At 55.4% G+C, this 20,273-nt stretch carries 19 protein-coding genes; 8 read left to right on the top strand and 11 right to left on the bottom strand.

Annotation, left to right across the window (positions count from 1 at the left end):
• Positions 1–2: 2 nt before the first annotated feature.
• Positions 3–1,910, top strand: a complete 1,908-nt coding sequence (locus NP590_RS04625; RefSeq protein WP_256601076.1) for a DCC1-like thiol-disulfide oxidoreductase family protein — start codon at positions 3–5, stop codon at positions 1,908–1,910.
• A 113-nt stretch (positions 1,911–2,023) separates the two neighbouring features.
• A complete protein-coding gene (locus tag NP590_RS04630; RefSeq protein WP_013821086.1) occupies positions 2,024–2,161 on the top strand; it encodes a hypothetical protein in 138 nt (45 codons plus the stop codon).
• A gap of 229 nt (positions 2,162–2,390) precedes the next feature.
• On the opposite strand, the gene NP590_RS04635 is transcribed toward NP590_RS04630, so the two are convergent.
• The 8 genes from NP590_RS04635 to NP590_RS04670 all read right to left on the bottom strand — a co-directional run bounded on the left by NP590_RS04635 (position 2,391) and on the right by NP590_RS04670 (position 13,332).
• On the bottom strand, positions 2,391–3,149 hold the full coding sequence (locus tag NP590_RS04635; protein WP_256601077.1) for a lysophospholipid acyltransferase family protein: 759 nt from the start codon (positions 3,147–3,149) through the stop codon (positions 2,391–2,393).
• Positions 3,115–3,657 (bottom strand): D-glycero-beta-D-manno-heptose 1,7-bisphosphate 7-phosphatase, encoded by a 543-nt coding sequence (gene gmhB / locus NP590_RS04640; protein ID WP_256601078.1) that lies wholly within the window; start codon positions 3,655–3,657, stop codon positions 3,115–3,117. Before gmhB ends, NP590_RS04635 begins: the two co-directional genes overlap by 35 nt.
• Positions 3,654–5,717 carry a glycine--tRNA ligase subunit beta gene (gene glyS, locus NP590_RS04645; protein WP_256601079.1) on the bottom strand — a complete coding sequence of 688 codons (2,064 nt, stop codon included), beginning with the start codon at positions 5,715–5,717 and terminating at the stop codon, positions 3,654–3,656. The genes gmhB and glyS overlap by 4 nt, the downstream gene beginning before the upstream one ends.
• A 3-nt stretch (positions 5,718–5,720) precedes the next feature.
• Positions 5,721–6,635 carry a glycine--tRNA ligase subunit alpha gene (gene glyQ / locus NP590_RS04650; RefSeq protein WP_256601080.1) on the bottom strand — a complete coding sequence of 305 codons (915 nt, stop codon included), beginning with the start codon at positions 6,633–6,635 and terminating at the stop codon, positions 5,721–5,723.
• Between the two features lie 278 nt (positions 6,636–6,913).
• Positions 6,914–10,015, bottom strand: a complete 3,102-nt coding sequence (locus NP590_RS04655) for an efflux RND transporter permease subunit (RefSeq protein WP_256601081.1) — start codon at positions 10,013–10,015, stop codon at positions 6,914–6,916.
• Positions 10,012–11,127 (bottom strand): efflux RND transporter periplasmic adaptor subunit, encoded by a 1,116-nt coding sequence (locus NP590_RS04660; protein ID WP_256601082.1) that lies wholly within the window; start codon positions 11,125–11,127, stop codon positions 10,012–10,014. Before NP590_RS04660 ends, NP590_RS04655 begins: the two co-directional genes overlap by 4 nt.
• Positions 11,124–12,674: an efflux transporter outer membrane subunit gene (locus NP590_RS04665; protein ID WP_256601083.1), complete on the bottom strand. Its 1,551-nt coding sequence runs from the start codon at positions 12,672–12,674 to the stop codon at positions 11,124–11,126. Before NP590_RS04665 ends, NP590_RS04660 begins: the two co-directional genes overlap by 4 nt.
• Positions 12,664–13,332: a CerR family C-terminal domain-containing protein gene (locus NP590_RS04670; protein WP_256601085.1), complete on the bottom strand. Its 669-nt coding sequence runs from the start codon at positions 13,330–13,332 to the stop codon at positions 12,664–12,666. Before NP590_RS04670 ends, NP590_RS04665 begins: the two co-directional genes overlap by 11 nt.
• A gap of 371 nt (positions 13,333–13,703) precedes the next feature.
• On the opposite strand from NP590_RS04670, the gene mepK reads away from it, so the two are divergent.
• Positions 13,704–14,735, top strand: a complete 1,032-nt coding sequence (gene mepK / locus NP590_RS04675; RefSeq protein ID WP_256601086.1) for a peptidoglycan L,D-endopeptidase MepK — start codon at positions 13,704–13,706, stop codon at positions 14,733–14,735.
• A gap of 185 nt (positions 14,736–14,920) precedes the next feature.
• Positions 14,921–16,183 (top strand): YfiM family lipoprotein, encoded by a 1,263-nt coding sequence (locus NP590_RS04680; protein ID WP_256601087.1) that lies wholly within the window; start codon positions 14,921–14,923, stop codon positions 16,181–16,183.
• A 51-nt stretch (positions 16,184–16,234) separates the two neighbouring features.
• Here NP590_RS04680 and wrbA read toward each other — a convergent pair whose 3' ends face one another.
• The 3 genes from wrbA to arsC are packed head-to-tail and all read right to left on the bottom strand — an operon-like array spanning position 16,235 to position 17,926.
• Positions 16,235–16,843 carry an NAD(P)H:quinone oxidoreductase gene (wrbA, locus tag NP590_RS04685; protein WP_256601088.1) on the bottom strand — a complete coding sequence of 203 codons (609 nt, stop codon included), beginning with the start codon at positions 16,841–16,843 and terminating at the stop codon, positions 16,235–16,237.
• A gap of 9 nt (positions 16,844–16,852) precedes the next feature.
• Positions 16,853–17,551: a DUF2490 domain-containing protein gene (locus tag NP590_RS04690; protein WP_256601089.1), complete on the bottom strand. Its 699-nt coding sequence runs from the start codon at positions 17,549–17,551 to the stop codon at positions 16,853–16,855.
• A gap of 27 nt (positions 17,552–17,578) precedes the next feature.
• Positions 17,579–17,926, bottom strand: coding sequence for an arsenate reductase (glutaredoxin) (arsC, locus tag NP590_RS04695; RefSeq protein WP_256601090.1), 348 nt, complete (start codon positions 17,924–17,926; stop codon positions 17,579–17,581).
• Between the two features lie 72 nt (positions 17,927–17,998).
• Here arsC and hldE point away from each other — a divergent pair, with 72 nt between their 5' ends.
• Genes hldE through NP590_RS04715 form a run of 4 tightly spaced genes read left to right on the top strand, consistent with a single transcriptional unit; the run spans position 17,999 to position 20,272 of the window.
• Positions 17,999–19,429 carry a bifunctional D-glycero-beta-D-manno-heptose-7-phosphate kinase/D-glycero-beta-D-manno-heptose 1-phosphate adenylyltransferase HldE gene (gene hldE, locus NP590_RS04700; protein ID WP_256601091.1) on the top strand — a complete coding sequence of 477 codons (1,431 nt, stop codon included), beginning with the start codon at positions 17,999–18,001 and terminating at the stop codon, positions 19,427–19,429.
• A gap of 41 nt (positions 19,430–19,470) precedes the next feature.
• Positions 19,471–19,749, top strand: a complete 279-nt coding sequence (locus NP590_RS04705; RefSeq protein WP_256601092.1) for a toxin — start codon at positions 19,471–19,473, stop codon at positions 19,747–19,749.
• Entirely contained in the window at positions 19,739–20,005 is a 267-nt protein-coding gene (locus NP590_RS04710; RefSeq protein WP_256601093.1) for an antitoxin, read from the top strand. The genes NP590_RS04705 and NP590_RS04710 overlap by 11 nt, the downstream gene beginning before the upstream one ends.
• A 15-nt stretch (positions 20,006–20,020) precedes the next feature.
• Entirely contained in the window at positions 20,021–20,272 is a 252-nt protein-coding gene (locus NP590_RS04715; RefSeq protein ID WP_256601094.1) for a helix-turn-helix domain-containing protein, read from the top strand.
• The last annotated feature ends 1 nt before the right edge of the window (position 20,273 follow it).

The following is a 20,273-nucleotide window of genomic DNA, read 5'->3' on the forward strand; positions in this document are numbered from 1 at the left end:
AAATGTCCAACGCATTAGCATCCAAAATTTACACCCTTTTCCAGCAACAAGCACCCGCCACGGGCATCGGTCTTTTTAGGCTGCTGTTCGGCCTGATTACCTTACAGGAAATTCTCTTCCTGATTTATTTCAACCACCTGATTTTCGACCCCATTCCCTATATGGACGTCGAGTTTCCGATGATTACCTTCTTTTTGTGGCTATGGGCGGCCGTCGCATTCTGTCTGGTGATTGGTTATCGCTGCCAGGCCAGTAGCCTTGCCAATTATGTTTTTTGGTTGGTCTTCGTCAACTTTACCCCCATGCAACGGGATTTTGACGGCGGTTTCGATTTGTTCATGATAGGGGCGAATTTTTTTCTGATTTTTATGCCTATGGACAAGGCATTTGCAATTGACGGGCTCAGAAAAAAACTGGCAACACCTTTCACTCACTACTCCGAGTATCCGGAGGTACAAGTATCCAGGCTGGCCTATTACCTGCCCGTACTCATCTGCTTGGGCTTTCTCTATTTCGATTCAGCCATCCACAAAATGTTTGCCGAGCACTGGCGTAACGGCCTTGGTGCTTGGCTGCCATCATCCATGCCGTATTACATCTCCGCGTTGGATATGTCGTGGTTATTAAACATGGAGCCGCTGCAAAAGTTGATTGGCTACACCATCATCGTTTTCCAATTCAGTTTTATACCCTTGTTTCATTTTAGATTGTTGCGACCGCTGTATTTTCTGACCGGCTTAAGCTTGCATTTGGGCATAGCGCTGTCTTTCAATATTTATCCATTCGGCATGGGCATGCTGATTTTCTATGTGTTGATGGTGCCGTTTGCCTGGTATCGCCGTGTTGGTTCATGGCTGAGAAGGCCTCAACCTGTCCTGACGGTTTTTTTCGACCAGTATTGCCCGTTGTGTAACCGTACAGTCCTGATTCTGAATCATTTCGATATTTTGCACGCCGTCGATTTTAAACCAGCCCAAACTTATGCGCGCGCTTATCCCGCCCTCGATAGCCTGAGCGATGAGACCCTGTTGACCGACCTCTACGCGCTGGATGGCGAAAACAGATTGTATGCCGGTGTCGATACCTACGCGCAAATTCTTGTAGCCATGGGTTACACGGCTGTTATTGGCTGGATTATCAGAATACCCGGAATCCACGCCTGGGCAAAGTCGCGTTATCGCCGCATAGCCGACAATCGTGCCCGTCTAAGCTGCGATGCAAATTGTATAAGGGAGCCCGGCGCGACGGTCGCCACCACGCTGTATGAGCGTATTTTTGCCGATGGCCAAGCCATGCAGCAAAGACGTAATGCCCGTAAACTGGGCAAGGTGCTGTTGATCATCGTGTTACTGCAGCTGAACAGCAGTATTCATTATGGCTTGTTGTATCGCCTGAAAGTGGATACCCGGCAAACGCCACTCGCCAGTGTCATGGCCGACATGAGCAATGCCGTATTGATGTTTTCGCATACTTTTCTGGGGATTACCCCGCACGCCTTGTACCTGCACGATCATTTCGAAGGTTATGACCATGTGTTGGCGATTACCTATCTGGACGCCAATGGTGTCGAACGCTGGCTGCCATTCGTCAACGAACAAGGCCGGCTGTTGGCTCCCAATTGGGGCAGAGTGCATTCGATGTGGGCCAACATCGCCGTTACTCCCAATATCGATGAGTTCCGCTTAAAAAAATTCATCATGAAGATCACCGCGTTCTGGGGTAAGAAACTCCATCTTGATTTTGAAGAGACTCGCTTCATCGTAAAAATGAAAAAAACGCGCGCGCCCTTTGTTTGGGAAAGGGATTTAAGGAATAAAAATCTGGCCGGCGAATGGCGGGCCATCGGCTCCGCGCAGTGGGCGGGCAAAGAGTTTAAGGTCAATTTGCCTAACGATATCGACATGCTTTGAACTAGGCATTCAAATTTAGCCTTGCATGCGCCTTTCTGTCATGCTATAAATTTTATGTGCTTAACTTTTAAGTGCACAAAATTATAAAAACCTTAATTTACTCGGAGGATGTTATGAAAAAAGTATTTTCTGTCTTGGCTATGGCCCTTATGATTGTCAGCTTGAGCGGTTGCATGGACGATCCTGATCAAGGCAACCCAAAACCAAAAAACTATGGTACACCTAACCAAGTAGGATCAGGGGTCAACTAATCCTAGCCCTGACGGGATTTTTATAAGTCCTTGCTTAAGGCCCGCAATTGCGGGCCTTTTGTATTAAAAAGCAAACTTATTCGGAGCCATTCTATTCAGTGACTCGGCCTTCAAAAAGTCTCAACTTTCTGCCCCATCCTTCATAGTTCAAGTTTCCAACGCAACTTTCTTAAGGCTCTCGCAAGACTCATTTTCTCCTCGGTCAGCCATTTTCAGCCCGCCGAAACATTCAAGTCGACTTATTCGCAATACTCAGCATGGCCTGGGAAATCCATGCCTCGGCCTCGGCATTGATATCCTTGGTACTCTTGTCCTGGGTGGAAATCATCGGGCCGATTTTTACCTGGATGACGCCTGGATACTTCAAAAAGCTGTTGCGCGGCCAATACTCTCCGGCATTATGCGCCAGGGGAATCACCGGAAAACCCGATTTATTGGCCAACATGGCCCCGCCGGCATTGAATTTTTTATAGGCTCCGGGCGCGACCCGGGTGCCTTCAGGAAAAATCAGCACGAACAAGCCTTCTCGCAGGCGTTCCACGCCTTGGTCGAGCAACATCTTTAACGCCTCTTTTTGATTGCTGCGGTCGATGGCTATCGGCTTTAATGTGGCCAATGCCCAACCTCCGAATGGAATCTGCAGCAGCGACTTTTTCAGTACCGCCGTCTGCGGGCTGATGATTTGCCGCAGGGCGATGGTTTCCCAGGCGGACTGATGCTTGCTGAGAATGATGGCGGCCTGATTTTTAGGTATGTTTTCCAGTCCCTCGACTTCGTAGCTCAAACCGCAGCAAAGTTTCAGCATGAACAGCAAACAATCGATCCAAATGTCCGCAAATTTATATCTGGTGGGAAAAGGCAGAAAAAAGCCGCCTAAAATTGCCACGCCTACAATCGGGGTGGAAAATAAAACGTAGATAAAAAATAAAGTCGAACCCAGATAGACTTTGAAATCAGCTGTTAGAGGCGATGTATTTTGCGGCGTCATATAAATTTTCGAATATAGGCAAATTAAGCCGTGGGTGATTGTGCAGGGTTTGCAGGCCCTTGCCGGTCTTTACCAGTACAGGGCGGGCGCCGGCCGCCCGAGCGGCTTCTATGTCGCGATATGAGTCGCCCACGGCGTAAACCGAGCTTAAGTCCACCGACTTGTCGCTGGCAAAAGCCTTATACATTCCCGCCTTGGGTTTGCGGCACTGGCATTGCTCCTTGGGGCCGTGCGGACAAAAATAAATGGCTTCAACCTGTCCGCCCAGTTCCGCCAGCATGCCCCGCATTTTTTCGTGCATGGCCGCCAACGATGCCAGGTCGAACAGCCCCCGGGCTAAACCGGATTGATTGGTAATGACAACCACCTTGAAGCCATGTCGATTCAGTTCGGCGATGGCTTCAAGGCTGCCGGGTAACGGTAGCCATTCCTCGGGAGATTTGACGAACTCATCGGAATCGACGTTGATAACCCCGTCACGATCGAGTATGACCCAGCGTTCCGTCACGATTGCAATTTGGAAATATCGGCAATCCGCAAGAATTGATTGGATAGCATGGATAACAAGCTCAGGCGGCTGTTGCGCAAGTCGACATCATCGGTATTGACCATGACATGATCGAAAAACGCATCGACGCTGTCGCGCAGTTGCGCCAGCCTGTTCAATGCCAGCTGGTAATTTTTCTCCGCCAATAAAGGTTGAATGTCCGCCGCCGAAGCTTCGGCGGCCGCCAACAGATTCTTTTCCTCGATTTCAACCAGCGCACCAATGGCGTTGGACGCGGCCTGTTCCGATTTTTTCAGAATGTTGATGATGCGCTTGTTGGCGGCGGACAGGCTTTCGGCTTCCGGCAACTGTCTGAAGGCCTGAACCGCCCGGATTCTTTGCCAAAAGTCGAATGGTTGAGTAGGGTTGACGGCCAAAACCGCTTCGAACTCGTCGCTGCCGAAGCCGCGATCCTGGCAATAGCCCTTCAAGCGATCGAAAATAAAGCCGCTGACTTTTCGTCGGGTCTCGGCATGATCGAATGGGTGGCTGAATTGGGCCAAGGCCGCATCCAACAATTCGGCCACGTCCAGCTCCAGACCGTTTTCGATCAGGGTGCGTAGTATGCCCAAGGTGGCGCGCCGCAAGGCGTAAGGGTCCTTGTCGCCGGTCGGGATGAGGCCGGCGCTGAAAATGCCGGCCAAGGTGTCGATTTTTTCCGCCACGGCCAGCGCCACGCTGATGGGCGCTTGCGGAATTTCGCCGCCCGATTGTTTCGGAAAATATTGCTCCTCCAAGGCATTGGCGACCGCCAGGTCCTCGCCGTCCGCCGCCGCGTAATAGCGGCCCATGGTGCCTTGCAAGTTGGCGAATTCGCCGACCATATTGGTCATCAAATCGGTTTTCGCCAGCAGGGCCGCGCGTTTCGCCAAAGCGCTATCCGCGCCCAGTTTTTCGGCAATCAGGCCGGCCAAATGGGCGACGCGCTCGGTCTTGTCGAACAAGGTGCCCAAGTCTTTTTGAAACACGATGGTTTTCAGGCTATCGACGCGGTCGGCCAGCGATTGTTTTCTATCCTGTTTCCAGAAAAATTCGGCATCGACCAGACGCGGTAATACCACGCGCTCGTTGCCGGCGCGGATTGCAGTTGGGTTGGAGCTTTCGATATTGGCGAAGGTAATGAAATGCGCCAGCAAGCCGCCTTTGGCGTTTTTGACCGGAAAATATTTCTGGTTGGCTTGCATGGTGGTAATAAGCACTTCTTGCGGCAGTTCCAAAAAACGAGCGTCGAAATTGCCGACCACCGGCACCGGCCATTCGTTCAAGGCCGCGACTTCTTCCAGCAAATCCTCCTCGATATGGGCGATACCACCTAATGCAGTCGCCGCCTGCTGGGCGCCGGTTTCGATTTGCCGCATGCGTTGTTCGAAATCGACCGTGACTTTCGCCGCCAACAATTTTTCGACGTACTCGTTCGGATGGCTCAACTCGATCGGACTTGGTGCGTGCATGCGATGGCCGAAACTATGGCGGCCGGTTTTCAAGCCCAAAATGTCCGCTTCGATAACGTCGTTTCCGTACAGCAACACTGCACTATGAACGGGTCTTACGAATTCGTGATCGTAGTCGCCCCAGCGCATGCGTTTGGCGATCGGCAATTGCGCCAGAGTTTTGCGAATGATGTCCGGCATCAATTCAGTGGTCGGCTGGCCCTTGACAGCTTGCTTGAAGACCAACCAGGAACCTTTATCGGTTTCCAGCTTTTCCAATTGCTCGAAACTGGCGCCACAACTGGACGCGAAGCCTAGGGCCGCCTTGCTCGCCGCACCGTCCGGTCCATAGGCCGCTTGCAAGGCCGGGCCGCGTTTTTCGACGACCTTGTCCGCCTGCTGGCTGTCCAGGTTACGAATCAGAACGGCCAGGCGGCGCGGCGTCGCATAGGCCTTGGCTTCGCTGAAACTCAGGCCGGCGTCTTGCAATCCGACGACCATGCCGTCCAATAACGACTGGCTGAGTTTTTTCAGGGATTTGGGCGGCAGTTCTTCGCCGCCCAGTTCGAATAATAAATCGTTGCTGCTCATGGATTACGCTCCTTGTCTGGCCAGAATCGGGAAGCCCAACGCTTCGCGCCGGGCGTAATAGGCTTCGGCGACCGATTTCGCGAGGTTACGTACCCGCAATATATAACGCTGGCGTTCGGTAACCGAGATGGCGTGGCGGGCGTCCAGCAGGTTGAATGAGTGGGAGGCTTTCAAGACCATTTCATAGGCCGGCAGCGGCAGGTTTTGTTCCAGCAGTTTCTGGCATTCGGCTTCGAAGGTATCGAAGCATTGGAACAGGAATTCGACGTTGGCGTGTTCGAAGTTGAAAGCCGACATCTCCACCTCGTTTTGGTGGAACACGTCACCGTAAGTCACGACACCCTGCGGGCCGCGGGTCCAGACCAAATCGAACACTGATTCCACGCCTTGCAGATACATGGCGATGCGTTCCAGGCCGTAGGTGATTTCGCCGCTGACCGGTTTGCATTCCAGGCCGCCGACTTGTTGAAAATAAGTAAACTGCGTGACTTCCATGCCGTTCAGCCACACTTCCCAGCCCAAGCCCCAGGCGCCCAGGGTGGGAGATTCCCAGTTGTCTTCGACAAAGCGGATATCGTGCTCCAGCAGATCCAAGCCCAAATGCCGCAAGGAACCCAGATACAGCTCTTGAATATTATCCGGCGACGGCTTCATGATCACCTGGAATTGGTAGTAATGCTGCAAGCGATTTGGATTTTCGCCGTAACGGCCGTCGGTCGGCCGGCGCGAAGGTTGCACGTAAGCGGAATTCCAGGGCTCCGGACCAATGGCGCGCAGAAAAGTAGCGGGATGAAAAGTCCCAGCGCCGACTTCCTGATCCAAAGGCTGCAACAACACACAGCCCTGATTCGACCAGTATTCCTGCAAGGTCAAAATCAGGCCCTGAAAAGTAGAAACATCGTTTTTGCTAGTCGACACGCTGAGAGCCACTTGAGTAATAAAAATGGCCGGATTATACCTGAAAATGCCCCGCCAAGCAGGCGAGGCAAACGCGTTATGCCGGGCTGCCGCCGGCATAACGGTCACGATGGAAAGAGAAGATACCCCGCGCCGAATCTCCCGTTTTTTTCGGTAGCCGAAAAAAACGGGACTATTCAAACTACCGGCGGCCGCGATGGTGATGGATGCCAAGGGACGGCTTTTCCAGCCGGAAATGGATTAACATTTTTCCGCCGCGGCATGGCCTTGGTTAAACCTCACGATTCGACGGCAACGGCGTTAGGCGAGGTGTAGCGCTTCCACAGCCCCAAACCCCAATGTTTGAAATCGTCCAGATAGGTATAAGCGACCGGAATTACCAGCAGGCTGAGTACGGTGGAAGTGACCAAGCCGCCGATAACCGCCACCGCCATCGGACTGCGAAAGGATGAATCCGCATTGCCCATCCCTATCGCAATCGGCAACATGCCGGCTCCCATCGCGATGGTGGTCATGACAATAGGCCTAGCCCTCTTGTGGCAGGCGTCCAGCAGGGCGGCCATGCGGCTCATGCCGTGTTCGCGGCGGGCGACGATGGCGTATTCGACCAACAGGATGGAGTTTTTGGTGGCTATTCCCATCAGCATCACCAAGCCGATCAACGACGGCATCGAAAAGGCCTTGCCGGTCAGTAATAACGCGACGAAACCGCCGCCGAAGGCCAGCGGCAGTGCCGCCAAAATGGTGATGGGTTGCAGGAAATCCTTGAACAGCAAGACCAGCACGATAAAGATGCACAATAAGCCGGTCAGCATGGCCAAGCCAAAGCTGGCGAAAAGCTCTCCCATCATTTCGGCGTCGCCGATGTTGATGCGCTTGACGCCGGCCGGCAGGTTTTTGATGCTGGGTAAATTTTCCACCGCCGCCGCGACGTCGCCAAGCGGTAGGCCGGACAATTCGATTTCGAAATTGATATTGCGCGAACGGTCATAGCGGTCGATTACCGCCGGTCCGCTGGATAGTTCGAGCTTGGCCACCTGTCCGACCATGACCGGGCCGATGCCGGGTTTCGCGGACGGTACGGCCAGCCGTTCCAGCACGGCCAGATCGCGCCGGCCTTCCTCGGCCAATTTGACGACTATCGGCACTTGGCGCTGCGTCAGATTCAACTTGGATAAGGACCAGTCGTAATCGCCCAGGGTGGCAATGCGCAGGGTTTCCGCCAGTGATTGGGTGGTGACGCCCAAATCGGAGGCGCGAGCAAAATCGGGGCGCACCGCAATTTCCGGCCGCACCAGCGCGGCGCTGGAGGCTATACTGCCCAGGCCGGGGATACTCCGCAGATCCCGTTCCAGATTGCGGGCCGCGCTACTCAAGGCTTGCGGATCGTCGCCGCTCAGAACCAGTACGTATTTCTCGCCGGAGGCGCCCAGTCCAACCTTGGTCCGCGCGCCGGGCAGTTGTTGCAGTGCCTGGCGGATATTTTGCTCAATGGCCTGCTTGCGCACCGGCCTGTCCTGGCGATCGGCCAGAGTGATCGTCAGCGTGGCCTTGCGCACCTCGCCGCTGCCCTGGTTGCCCGCCATCGGATCGGTACCGGCCGAACCGCCGCCTATGGTGGTGTAAATGGTTTTTACGTAATCGATATCGGCCACCAGCCGCCGAGCAGCTTCGGCGGACGCTCGAGTTTGCGCCAAACTGGAGCCGGGCGGCAACTCGACGAAGACCTGGGTTTGCGGGTTGTCGTCCGCCGGCAGAAAGCCGGTGGGCAATAACGGGATCAAAAACAGCGAACCGATAAAAAACGCCGCCGCGCCGGAGATCGTTGTCAACCGATGTTGCAAACACCAACGCGCCAACTTCATATATGTGCGCATCAAGATGCCTTCGCTGGCTTCCTGGTGTTTGCCGTCCTTCAACATATAAGCCGCCATCATGGGCGTCAACATCCTGGCAACCACCAGCGATGCCAGTACCGCCAGTGCCGCCGTCCAGCCGAATTGCTTGAAAAATCTTCCGGCTACACCGCTCATGAAAGCGGTGGGCAAAAATACCGCCACCAGAGCGAAGGTAGTGGCAACCACAGCCAAGCCGATTTCGTCGGCGGCCTCCATTGCGGCTTGATAGGGAGTTTTGCCCATCCGCAGATGGCGGACTATGTTTTCCACTTCGACAATGGCATCGTCCACCAGGATGCCGATCACCAAGGACAGGGCCAGCAGCGTGATGACGTTCAGCGAGAAACCGAGGTAATCCATGCCCAGAAAGGCTGGAATCACCGAAAGCGGTAATGCCACGGCCGAAATAAAAGTGGCCCGCCAGTCGCGTAAAAACAGCCAGACTACCAAGACCGCCAGCAGGGCGCCTTCGTAAAGCATGGTCATCGAACCCTGGAATTCTTCCTTTACCGGGGTAACGAAGTTAAAGGCCTCGGTAAATTCGATGTCCGGGTTGGCGGCACGCAGTTCCGCCAGGATTGATTGCACACCGGCGCCGACTTCAACTTCGCTGGCGCCACGGCTGCGGGTAACTTCGAAACCCACCACCGGCTTGCCGTTCAACAAGGCCAGCGCGCGCGGTTCGGCCACGCTGTCGTCGACCTTGGCGACCTGATCCAGCCCGATGTGACGGCCATCGGACAAGGCAAGCCGCAAGGGCCGGATTTCCTCGACCGATGCCACGTTGGCCAGGGTACGGACCGGCTGTTCGCCGCTGCCCAAAGCGATGCGGCCGCCGGTACTTTCGCGCTGCATGTCGCGCAGTTGGCGGGAAATATCGGCCGCCGTGGCGCCCAGGGCCCGCAGTTTGACCGGGTCCAACGCAATGGTGATCTCCCGGTTGACGCCGCCGACCCGATTGACCGCGCCCACTCCGCGCACCGTCAACAAACGCTTGGCTACCGTATCCTCGACAAACCAGGACAGAGCTTCGTCGTCCCGTTGCATGGAGCTGACGGTAAAGGCCAGGATAGGCGAGCCGGCCAAATCCAGTTTGGTGACGATGGGGTCGCGTAGGTCGCCGGGCAAATCGGCGCGGACTTTGGAAACGGCGGAACGCACGTCGTCCAGGGCTTCCTGAACCGGTTTCTCCAGGCGAAATTCGGCGGTAATGGTGACATTGCCGTCCTGTACCTTGGAGGTGATATGTTTCAGACCCTGCAAGGTGGCGATGGCATTTTCGATTTTACGCGCCACCTCGGTTTCCAGTTGCGACGGCGAAGCGCCGGGCAAGGACGCCGTAACGGTGATGGTGGGGAGATCCAGGTCGGGAAAATTCTGAATCTTCATGGTTTTGAAGCTGAGCAGTCCGGCAAAACTGAGCAGCACGAACAGCATCAACGCCGGAATCGGGTTGCGGATACACCAGGATGAGAGGTTCATTGCGCTACCACCCTGACGCTGTCGCCATCGGTCAGGAAAGCGGCTCCACGGGCCACCAGATTATCGTCCGGACCGAGGCCCGACAATACTTCCAGTGAGTCGCCGTGTCTGCGGCCCAGCTCTACCTTGATTTGCCGGACGCGAGCCCGGTCGCCAACCGGTTCGGTCAAGCGAAACACATAGCTAAAGCCCTCCCGCAGCGATAGTGCGTCTTGCGGCACGGTCAAGCCGCGGCTAGCGCCCAAATGGAATTCGCCGCGGGCGAACATGCCGGCGCGCAAGCCCTTGGCGGCGGCCCCCGGCAAATCGACATAAACCAGCCCGTTACGGCTTTGTTCGTCCAGGGTGGGCGCCAAATAACGCACCGAGCCTTCGATACCGCCGACATTGGGCACTTCGACGCTTACGGCAACCCCGGGCGCGAGTTGGGTCATTTCGGCGGCGGTGACTTCGCCGCGCCATTCCAGCCGGTTTTGCCGGATCAGGCGAAACAGTTCCTGCCCCTTGGCCGCCACGGCGCCCAGGGTGGCGGCGCGGGCGGAAATCACGCCGTCGTCGCTGGCTAATACCTTGGTATATTTTAGCCGCAGCAATTGAGCCTCCAACTGGGCCTTGGCCAACTGCACTTTGGCGCGGGCGGTTTTTTCGATGGTTAAATATTGATCCACTTGTTGCGCGCTCAGCGCTCCGGCCGGCGAAATCTTGGTGGCCCGGTCGGCGTTGACTTTGGCTTCCGTCAGATTGGCCTCCGCTTCCGCCAAGACGGCTCGGCTTTGCGCCACGTCGGCCAGTACGCTTTCATCCGAAAAAGTCGCCAACACCTGGCCCTTTTTAACCGTTTCGCCGATTTGTACATTGACTGCGTTCAGGCGCAGGTCGCCGACTTCGGCGCCGATCACCGCTTCCTGCCATGCCGCAATTGAACCGTTGGCGGTCAGCCCGAGCGGTATTTCGCGCATTTGCGGACGGACCGTGGATACGCTGAGTGCCGGATTATCGGCTAGCGCGGTTTCGGCCGCTGGCTTGGTTTCGTCGATGGGGCCCATGGTTGCGCCAATGCCGATCGATAGCAGTAAGGCGATGCCTAGCGCCAAAATTTTTCCCTGGGTCATGATTCTCCTCCGTTGAATGTGTTGTGGTGCTGCGAAAATAAATCCGGATTGTCGTTGTTTGCGGGTTTTTGTGGATTGATGCCAGCCGCATTCGCATTTGGCGAGTGTGCGTCATCCGACCAGCCGCCGCCCGCCGCGCGATAAAGCGAGATCCAGGCGCCGACCTGTTCCCGTTCCAAGTCCTTGAGAGCCAGGTCGGCGGCAAGCATGTTGCGGCGTGCCGTTTCCAGGTCGAGCAAATTGCCCAGACCGCTTTGGTAGAGCCTTTGCAGGGCCTGGAAGTTTTCCCGGTAGCCGCTAACCGCCACCTGGCCTTGCGGCAAGCGTTGGCGAGTGCTGTCGAGGCGCACCAGGGCGTCTTCGACTTCCTTGACCGCCGTGCGCACTTTGGCGCGGAAACGGCTTTCCGCCGCTTGGTATTGCGCTTTGGCCACTTCCACGTCGGCCGCCCGCTTGCCGGCGTCGAACAGCGGCAGGCTCAGTGTCGGTCCTATCGCCCAGGTCTGAGCCAGCATTAAGGCCGCGCCGTTGATGTTCTGCAGTGTGGGAGTAATGTTGCCCGACAGGCTCAATTTCGGAAATTGCTTGGCCCGTTGCACGCCGATATTGGCGCTGGCCTCGGCAAGGTCGCGTTCGGCGGCGGCCAGGTCGGGCCGTTGTAATAAAACCTTGGCCGGCAACGAAGCGATGCCGAAAGCCGGCGGCCGGGGCAGTCCCTCCGCGTCCTTCAGTAATTGCCTCAACTCGGTTTCGGCGAGGCCGGTCATCGCCACCAGACTTTTGAGTGAGCGTTCGCATTGGGCGTGTTGTTGCAGCAAGTTTTTGCTGCCTTCGGCGGCACTGGCGTTGGCCAAGGCCACATCACTCGGAGAGCGGAAACCGTTAATTCCGGCAATCGCCGTCAAGCGGGCCGATTCCTGGCGCGAGTCGCTGTCGGCGCGGAATAGTTGTTCTTGCGCTTGGCAATAGCGATGAGCCAAGTAGGCCTCGGCAACTTCCACGGCAACCGCAACCCTAGCGTCGTGCCAAGAGGCATTACGCGAGGCTAGCTGACTTTGGGTCGCTTCCATTTGCCGGGACAAGCCGCCGAACAGGTCTATTTCCCAACTGGATTGCAAACCGGCGGAAAATTGGTTCCATATGAACGGGCTGCCGCCAAACGAGGACGATGAGCGTTTGGAAGCGAGTTCGGAGTGCAGATTCGGCAATAGGGCCGCATCGGCGCCCACCCGATTGGCTCTGGCTTCCACGATGCGCGCCGCGGCATCGGCAACCGAGGTGCTAACCTGCTCGGCGGCGTTTAACAGGCGAGATAGCACGGGATCCCGAAAGCCGTCCCACCAGCGCATCAGTTCGGTGGGGTCGCCTCGATGAGCCTGAAAAAGATTGCCTGAATCCGCTTGCGGCGCTTGCCAACTTGTCGGCGCGGGCAGGGGCTTGGCTTGATAGTCCGGGCCGACGGTGGTCAATAAGCCGCCCGAGCCGCATGCCGAAAGCATTAAGGGAATCAGGCCGGCGCCGAGCGGTGGTAGGGATTTAGTGCTCATGAGTGCCTCCCCGAGCGCGCCGCTCTGCTTCACTGTCTATCATGGCCAAGGCATAAGCGGCCAAACGTTCGGCCAGTACGTCGATGTTTTGCGGCGTCGCGAGGATTTGCGGCGAGGTGACTGCGATCACTTCCTGGCCGACGTAAAAATGCACCGCCATGCCTATCATCGCGAACACCAGCCTGTGCAGGTCATCGTCAATGCGGATCAATCCTAGATGCTGCTTCAGCAGCGAAACCAAGGCTTCATGCTGAGGTTTGATTTCCGCATCTATTTCCTGCTGCCAGGCGCCGGTCGGTTCTATCATTTCCCGAAAGTGCAGTTTCATGACCAGTCCGAGCTCTTCGCCTTTTTTAAGCGGCTCCAAAAATTCGCTGAAGAAGCGGGCCAACACTTTGGGCAAGGGTAAATCCGCATAAGCCGCGACATTGGAGCCGCAGGGGGTGTCGCCCATCGGTTCGAAAAATGCGGCGCGATAGAGGCCGGCCTTGTCGCCGAAATAGTAGCGGATGGCGGAAATATTGGCGCCCGCCGCTTCGCATATTTCGCGGGTGGAGGCGGCCTTGTAACCTTTTTCGGCGAACAGTTTTAATGCCGCCATAACCAGGCGGCTGCGGGCGTCGTGAACTTCTATGGCGGGATTTTCGAAAGAGACCATGGTTCCTTTGGGAGCGGGGTTGGCTGAAGCGACTAAATCAATCGATTGATTAAAACGATATCAATCAATCGTTTGATTGTCAATTTGAGTGTTGAACTGTATCCTTGGTCGTTCTGCAAATACGGAAGCGCCGACTGGTTCGCGCGCGGCGCTATCGGCCGATTCAACGGGCTTGGCACTGATAAAACCGCATGGTTTGCACCCAAACCGGCCTGCATTCCCGGAGCGTGGCTTCGACTATACGTTGACGTACAGCAGAAAAATGACGCTAAGAAGAACTGAAATGGAGTGCTATAATTCAAAAAGGATTTTTAGTTTTAAGCTTTCGGGATCAAATACTGTCCGAATAATATCGAATTGGGAGATTGTGGATGCTGAAACACAATGCGGAAAATAATGCCAGGGAACGGGACGAAGTTGAGCTGTCCAGGCGCGGCTTTTTCGGTCGTTTAGCGGTTGGCGCGGTTTTATCTATCGGAATGCCTGGCGTCGTGTATGCCGCAAAACCGGATAAAAATAAACCCGCGCAAACAAGAAGCGCGGTGCGGATACCTAAAAAAAATGCAGTCAAAGCGGTCAAATCCGCCGATAAATCGCATAAGGGTTCGGCGGTTCGGCCTGTTGGCGAAAACAAAAAAGTGCTATCCGGCGGCACCAAGTCCAATAAAGCCCATATTGCAAAATTAACCAAGGCACAAAAGACCGGTAAAGCAGCAAGCGACCATCGTCATGCGACTGCTTCAGCGCAGCAAAAGCAACTTCATTCCGCTCGGCAAAATGCTCGGGTGCGTGATGTTTATACGGGTAAAAATCAGCCGCTGAATGTGGCAAGCCAGTCAAGTAGCCATACTCAGGCCGGTCGGCAGCATTCGATTATTCAGCCGGGACATCGCGAACCGCTGATTCAGCCTGAAATGCAAAACTCACCTTTTATGGATCATGGTCGTTTTGGAAGTCATCGTTCCTTGGCTTTTCTAAACCCGCATACCGGGGACAAATTGAACGTGACCTACTTTGAAAAGGGTCGCTATCTGAGCGACGCCTTAGAGGAAGTCAGTTTTTTGTTGCGCGACTACCGTACCGGCGACGTGCATTCCATCGATCCCGAATTATTGGATCAGTTACACGATTTGAAGCAAATGCTGGGACTAAGCCAACCGTTCGGGGTGATTTGCGGTTACCGTTCGCCCATGACCAATGCCCGCTTGCATGCCGAACATAGCGGGGTTGCCAACAACAGTTTCCATATTCATGGCCGAGCGGTGGATATACGCATAGAGCGCTTCGACCTGCGGCGAATCCACAGTGCCGCAATAGCCATGCATCGCGGCGGGGTGGGATTTTATCCCGAGTCCAATTTCATTCACCTGGATACCGGCACCTTCAGAACCTGGACCTTGTAAGACAAGCCGCAAGGTTTGGCGGCCGGCCTGTTCGCCTATCTGAAACATAGAGTCAGCTTTAATCCGGCGGCACAACGCCGGATGTCAACCATCGGGTTTGGCTTGAATGTCAGCCTGCAATCGGGTCAAGAACATTCCTCGTCCATTCACGTGAAGCAAGCCCCGGCGCAAGCAGGATAATATCAATGCTACAACGTATTCTGTTATTGGCTGGTCTGGTGTTATCGCTGTTGTTGGTCATGGCATTGCTGGCGGTGGAGAATTCGCCGCGCGTCAATACCAAGGCAAATCTGAATCCCGAGCAAATTGCCAAGGTAAAAAAGCTGTTGCAGCGCAACGATCCGCGCCGCTTGCGCAAAGGCAGCGCGGCAAGGGCCATTCTGGGTCGGGAAGAGCTGAATTTGGCCTTGAATTATGCGGCAAATCAATTTGCCGACGGCGCGGCCACGTTGAAGATTTCGCCCGGCAAGGCCGACATCGAAGCCACATTGCCGCTGCCAAGCTATTTTGCCGGCCGCTTTTTGAATCTGCGCCTTGAACTGAAGCAAACTTCGGCGCTTCCGGAAATAAGCGCGCTGACGCTGGGCCGCTTGCCGGTGCCGGGTTTTATAGCAAACGGCTTGCTCAAATACGCTTCCGGCAGTATGCCGTTTGCCGCCGACTGGCAGCCTATCGTCGGCATGGTAAACAGAGTCCAGTTTTTCAGTGGCGGCGTCAGCGTAAGCTACACATGGCAAGGCAATTTGAAAACCCATCTGGGCAACGCTTTGTTGTCCGATAGCGAGCGCGAGGCGCTTTTGTTTTACCAAACCCGTCTAACCGAGTTGACCCGATCAGACCGGTCCGCCATCGACTTGACCACGCTGATGCGGGCCTTATTTCAGGCCGCCGTTCAGCGCGGCGAGCGGGAAGACCCCGTTCGGGAAAATCAGGCCATCATTCGGGTGCTGGCTTTGTATGTCAACCAGAAGGACTTAGGCCGACTGATGCCCGCAAACCAGCACTGGCCGAGCCCGGTTTGGCGCCGGGTGCTGTTGCAAAATCGCGATGACTTTAGCAAGCATTATCTGGTATCCGCTTTATTGGCGGCGGATGCCGGTTCGCCCTTGGCCAACGCGGTAGGGCTCTATAAGGAGATTCAGGATTCGCGCGGCGGTAGCGGTTTTTCCTTTAACGACTTGGCGGCAGACCGGGCTGGAACAGTCATGGGTGAACGTGCCGTTGCCGGTCGGCAAAGTGCCAGGGCGCTACAGACTTTCCTGGCATCCGCCGACGAGTCCGGCATCATGCCGCAAACAGCCGATCTGCCGGAGTTTATTCCCGAAGCGGAGTTCTTGCTGCGTTATGGCGGCCTGGAAGGCGAAGCTTATCAGGCGATGATGGAAGAAATCGAGCGTCGCATCGCGGCATTGCCGGTTAACCTAAATCGGAGCCCCTTGCGCAACTGATGCGCAGAGCAAGGGCGCGCGGTTTTCCCCGTGCCGCGGCTGATATGGGCTTTATGTTCGGTTGGCCTTCAACGCCAGCGCCGTTTTCGCCAAGCGTTCCCCCAGCACCCAGCACAAGCGTTTTTCGTGTTCCGTCAGTTCGCTATCGGTTTCCGAGCGATGGCTGGGGCCGTAGGGTGTGCCGCCGCTGACGGTTTCGCGCAGGGCAATTTCGTTGCAGGGCAGGCTCAGCAGCAGCATGCCGTGGTGCATCAGCGGCAGCATCATGGACAGCAGGGTGGTTTCCTGGCCGCCGTGCATGCTGCCGGTGGAGGTGAACACGCCGGCCGGTTTGCCGGATAGGGCGCCGGCAAACCACATCGCCGTGGTGCCGTCGATGAAATGCTTGAGCGGCGCCGCCATGTTGCCGAAATGAGTAGGGCTGCCCAAGGCCAAGCCGTCGCAAGTTTCCAGTTCCCGCAAGCTGGCATACGGCGCGCCGTCGGCCGGGATGCTGTCGGCCACTTTTTCGCACACCGTCGACACCTCCGGCACGGTGCGCAAAACCGCTTCCGCGCCGGCCACCGATTCCACGCCGCGAGCTATCTGCCGCGCCATTTTCAAGGTGCTGCCGTTACGGCTGTAATACACGATCAGGATCTTGATCTCGGCGCGGTCCATGCGTTGGCCTCAAAAATTGAAATTCATATTGGTCAGCCAGACGTGATTCACCAAGTCCGGGCTGCCGTAATTATGTACATACTGCAATTGATAGCCGGTGTCGACATTCACGAAAGGCGCCAACTTGTACCCGACCCCCACATAGCTGCGGTTCTGATTGACGCCGCTCTGCACGGAATGGGATAGCCGGCCGGTTTCGATATCGTTGAAATAAACGAACAACTCGTCCAACGCAATCAAATAGGCCTTGCTGTCCGGAATGGAATAAACCAAGCGGACGCGGTGCCGCATCCTGTGGCCGACATCGTCTTCGTGGGCGAACAAGCGCTGTTCCAGACGAAAACGATATTGAAAGTTTAACTGCGGCGTCCAGTTGTCTATCCATTGCAACTGTTCCATGATGTCGTTGGTAGCTAACTCGAAGTCGGTTTGATCGTTGTATTCGCCTTGCCAGGTGTAACCCGCCCAGAGTTGCAGTTTCTTGGTCACCTTGTAGCCCAGCAACGGGCGGACGATCATTTGATTGAATTTGCTGTTGTCGCTGCGGGTGCGGGGATGCAGTTCCAAAAATGCCAGATAGGGGCTGCCGCCGAAATCGGTTTGAAAGGTATTGCTGATCCAAACGCCCATGTCGTCGTTAGCCGGCGTTGCCTGGGCGGACATGGATAAGGCCAGCATCGCGGCCAAGGGTATCAAGGGTTTCGACATAAATTTCGTATCGAGAGAGTGGGGCGGTTACAGGATGTTCAAGACGTTTTCCGGCGGCCGACCGACGGCGGCCTTGCCGTTGGTCAGCACAATCGGCCGCTCGATCAGTTTGGGGATGCGGATCATGGCCGCAATCAGTTCGGCATCGCTGAGGGATGCGTCGTCCAGACCGTTTTCCTTGTATTCGGCTTCCTTGGTGCGCATCAGCTCGCGCGGTTTGATGCCCAACTTATGCAAAATATCCTGTAATTCGGCACTTGTCGGCGGATGTTTCAGATATTCGACCACATCGGGCTGCAAGCCCTTTTCTTCCAGCAATTTCAATGTTTCGCGGGATTTTGCGCAACGCGGGTTGTGATAGATTGTGATGCTCATGGTTTACGCCCCTGTGTGTCTCGACAAGCCGTTATAATAACATCCCGACTTCAATAGACCGCGTGCAAAGCTATGCAAATACCCAATTATTCCGCCGCCCGGGTACTGGTGGTCGGCGATCTGATGCTGGACCGCTATTGGCACGGCCCCACTTCCCGCATTTCGCCGGAAGCGCCGGTGCCGGTGGTACATGTCAAACACGACGAACAACGGGCCGGCGGTGCCGGTAACGTGGCCTTGAATATCGCCGCCCTGGGCGCCAAGGTTTCGCTGTTGGGTTTTACCGGTGAGGACGAAGCCGCCGTCGCCCTGGAAACCCTGCTGAAAAAAGCCGGGGTGTTGTGCCTGTTTCAGGGCGTGCCGCACCATCCCACCATCACCAAATTGCGGGTGATGAGCCGGCACCAGCAATTGATCCGGCTGGATTTCGAAGACGGCTTTCACGATGTCGACACCGAACTGCTGCTGCATCAATATCACGCGGAGATGATGCAGTCGCAAGTCGTGGTATTGTCGGATTACGGTAAAGGCACGTTGAGCAAGGTCGAACAATTCATTCGTTTGGCCCGCCAACTGAAAAAACCGGTGTTGGTCGACCCCAAAGGCAGCGATTTTTCCATTTACAAGCAAGCGACCCTGATTACGCCCAACTTGAGCGAATTTGAAGCCGTCGTCGGTCGCTGTAGCGATGAAAGACAGATCGTCGAGCGCGGCATAAACCTGCTAACTGAATTGGAACTGGACGCCTTGCTGGTGACGCGCGGCGAACACGGCATGACCTTACTGAGCAAGGAAGCCGAACCCCTGCACTTACCTACCCATGCCCGTGAAGTGTTCGACGTCACCGGCGCCGGCGACACGGTGATTTCGGTATTGGCCGCCAGCCTGGCCGCCAAAAAATCCCTGGCCGAAGCCACTCAACTGGCCAACATCGGCGCCGGCATCGTGGTCGGCAAGATGGGCACCGCCACCGTCAATACCGAAGAACTGGCCGCAGCCCTGCACGGTCCGCGCGCCCATCACAAAGGTGTTTGCGGCTTGCCGGAGCTTTTAAAAGAACGCGCCGCCGCCAAACAAAACGGCGAAAAAATCGTCGCCACCAACGGCTGTTTCGACATTCTGCACCCTGGCCACGTCCGCTACCTGCAACAAGCCAAAACCCTGGGCGACCGCTTGGTGGTGCTGGTCAACAGCGACGCCTCCGTACAGAGACTGAAAGGCCCCGAGCGTCCGGTCAACAAACTGGACCACCGCATGGAAATGTTGGCGGCACTGGAATGCGTGGACTGGGTGGTGCCGTTCGAAGAAGACACACCCAAGGAAGTCATCGACCAACTCCTGCCGGACATCCTGGTCAAAGGCGGCGACTACACCGACATCACCAGCATCGCCGGCCACGAAAGCGTGCTGGCCAACGGTGGCGAGGTAAAGATTTTGTCGTTTATCGAGGGGCATTCGACTACGGGGATTATTCAGACGATTAAGGATAAAACCGGCAACTAGGCCATGCCGCCAATACAATGTATGTATAAAAGTGGCGTTCTATGATTTCATTTGGTCGCGAGAAAAATGAATTGCTGAAGCAAAGCCGAGGTATCGGCTTTGAGGATATTATCGCGGCAATCAATGCAGGGAAGATATTGGATGTGTTAGACCATCCCGATCAAATACAGTATCCGCAGCAAAAAATTTATGTGGTTGAGGCGCTGGATTATGTTTATCTGGTGCCGTTTTTACAGAACGAAGACGGCATTTTTCTTAAAACCATCATTCCAAGTCGCAAAGCCAAAAAACGTTACAAAGGGGGAAGCCATGTTCGATGACGAAGAAATGTCGATATTAACCGCATTGGAAAATGACCAGCTGGTACGTAGCGTCAATGCGGATGAAGAAATTGCTTTGGCAAAACAGGCGGCCAAAGAGTACCTGTCAAAATCCAAAAATGTCACTATTCGCCTGAGTTTGGGGGATGTGACGTTGATTAAAAACCGTGCACAAGATATTGGCATTCCCTATCAAACGCTAATTTCTTCGCTGGTGCATCAATATGCGACGGGCAAAATTCGTTTGGAAACTTAAAATAGTGGAATAAGAATGCTGTTGAATAAGGCTGAAATGCTGGATGACATCATAGCCTATGACCAAGCCCTGGCCAGCGAAGACGAACTGGTTCCCGCCGAAATCGTAAAACGGCTGTTGAACGGCGAGAATAAAATCAAAGTATGGCGCGAACATCGCAGCCTGACTCAGTCGGGGCTGGCCGAGAGCTGCAAAATGGCCCAAGCCAGTATTGCCCAAATGGAAAGCGGCAAACGAACCGGAACCGTTGCCGCACTGAAAAAATAGC

Origin of the sequence: Methylomonas subterranea (assembly GCF_024505185.1) — a bacterium.
Taxonomy (GTDB): Bacteria; Pseudomonadota; Gammaproteobacteria; order Methylococcales; family Methylomonadaceae; genus Methylomonas; species Methylomonas subterranea.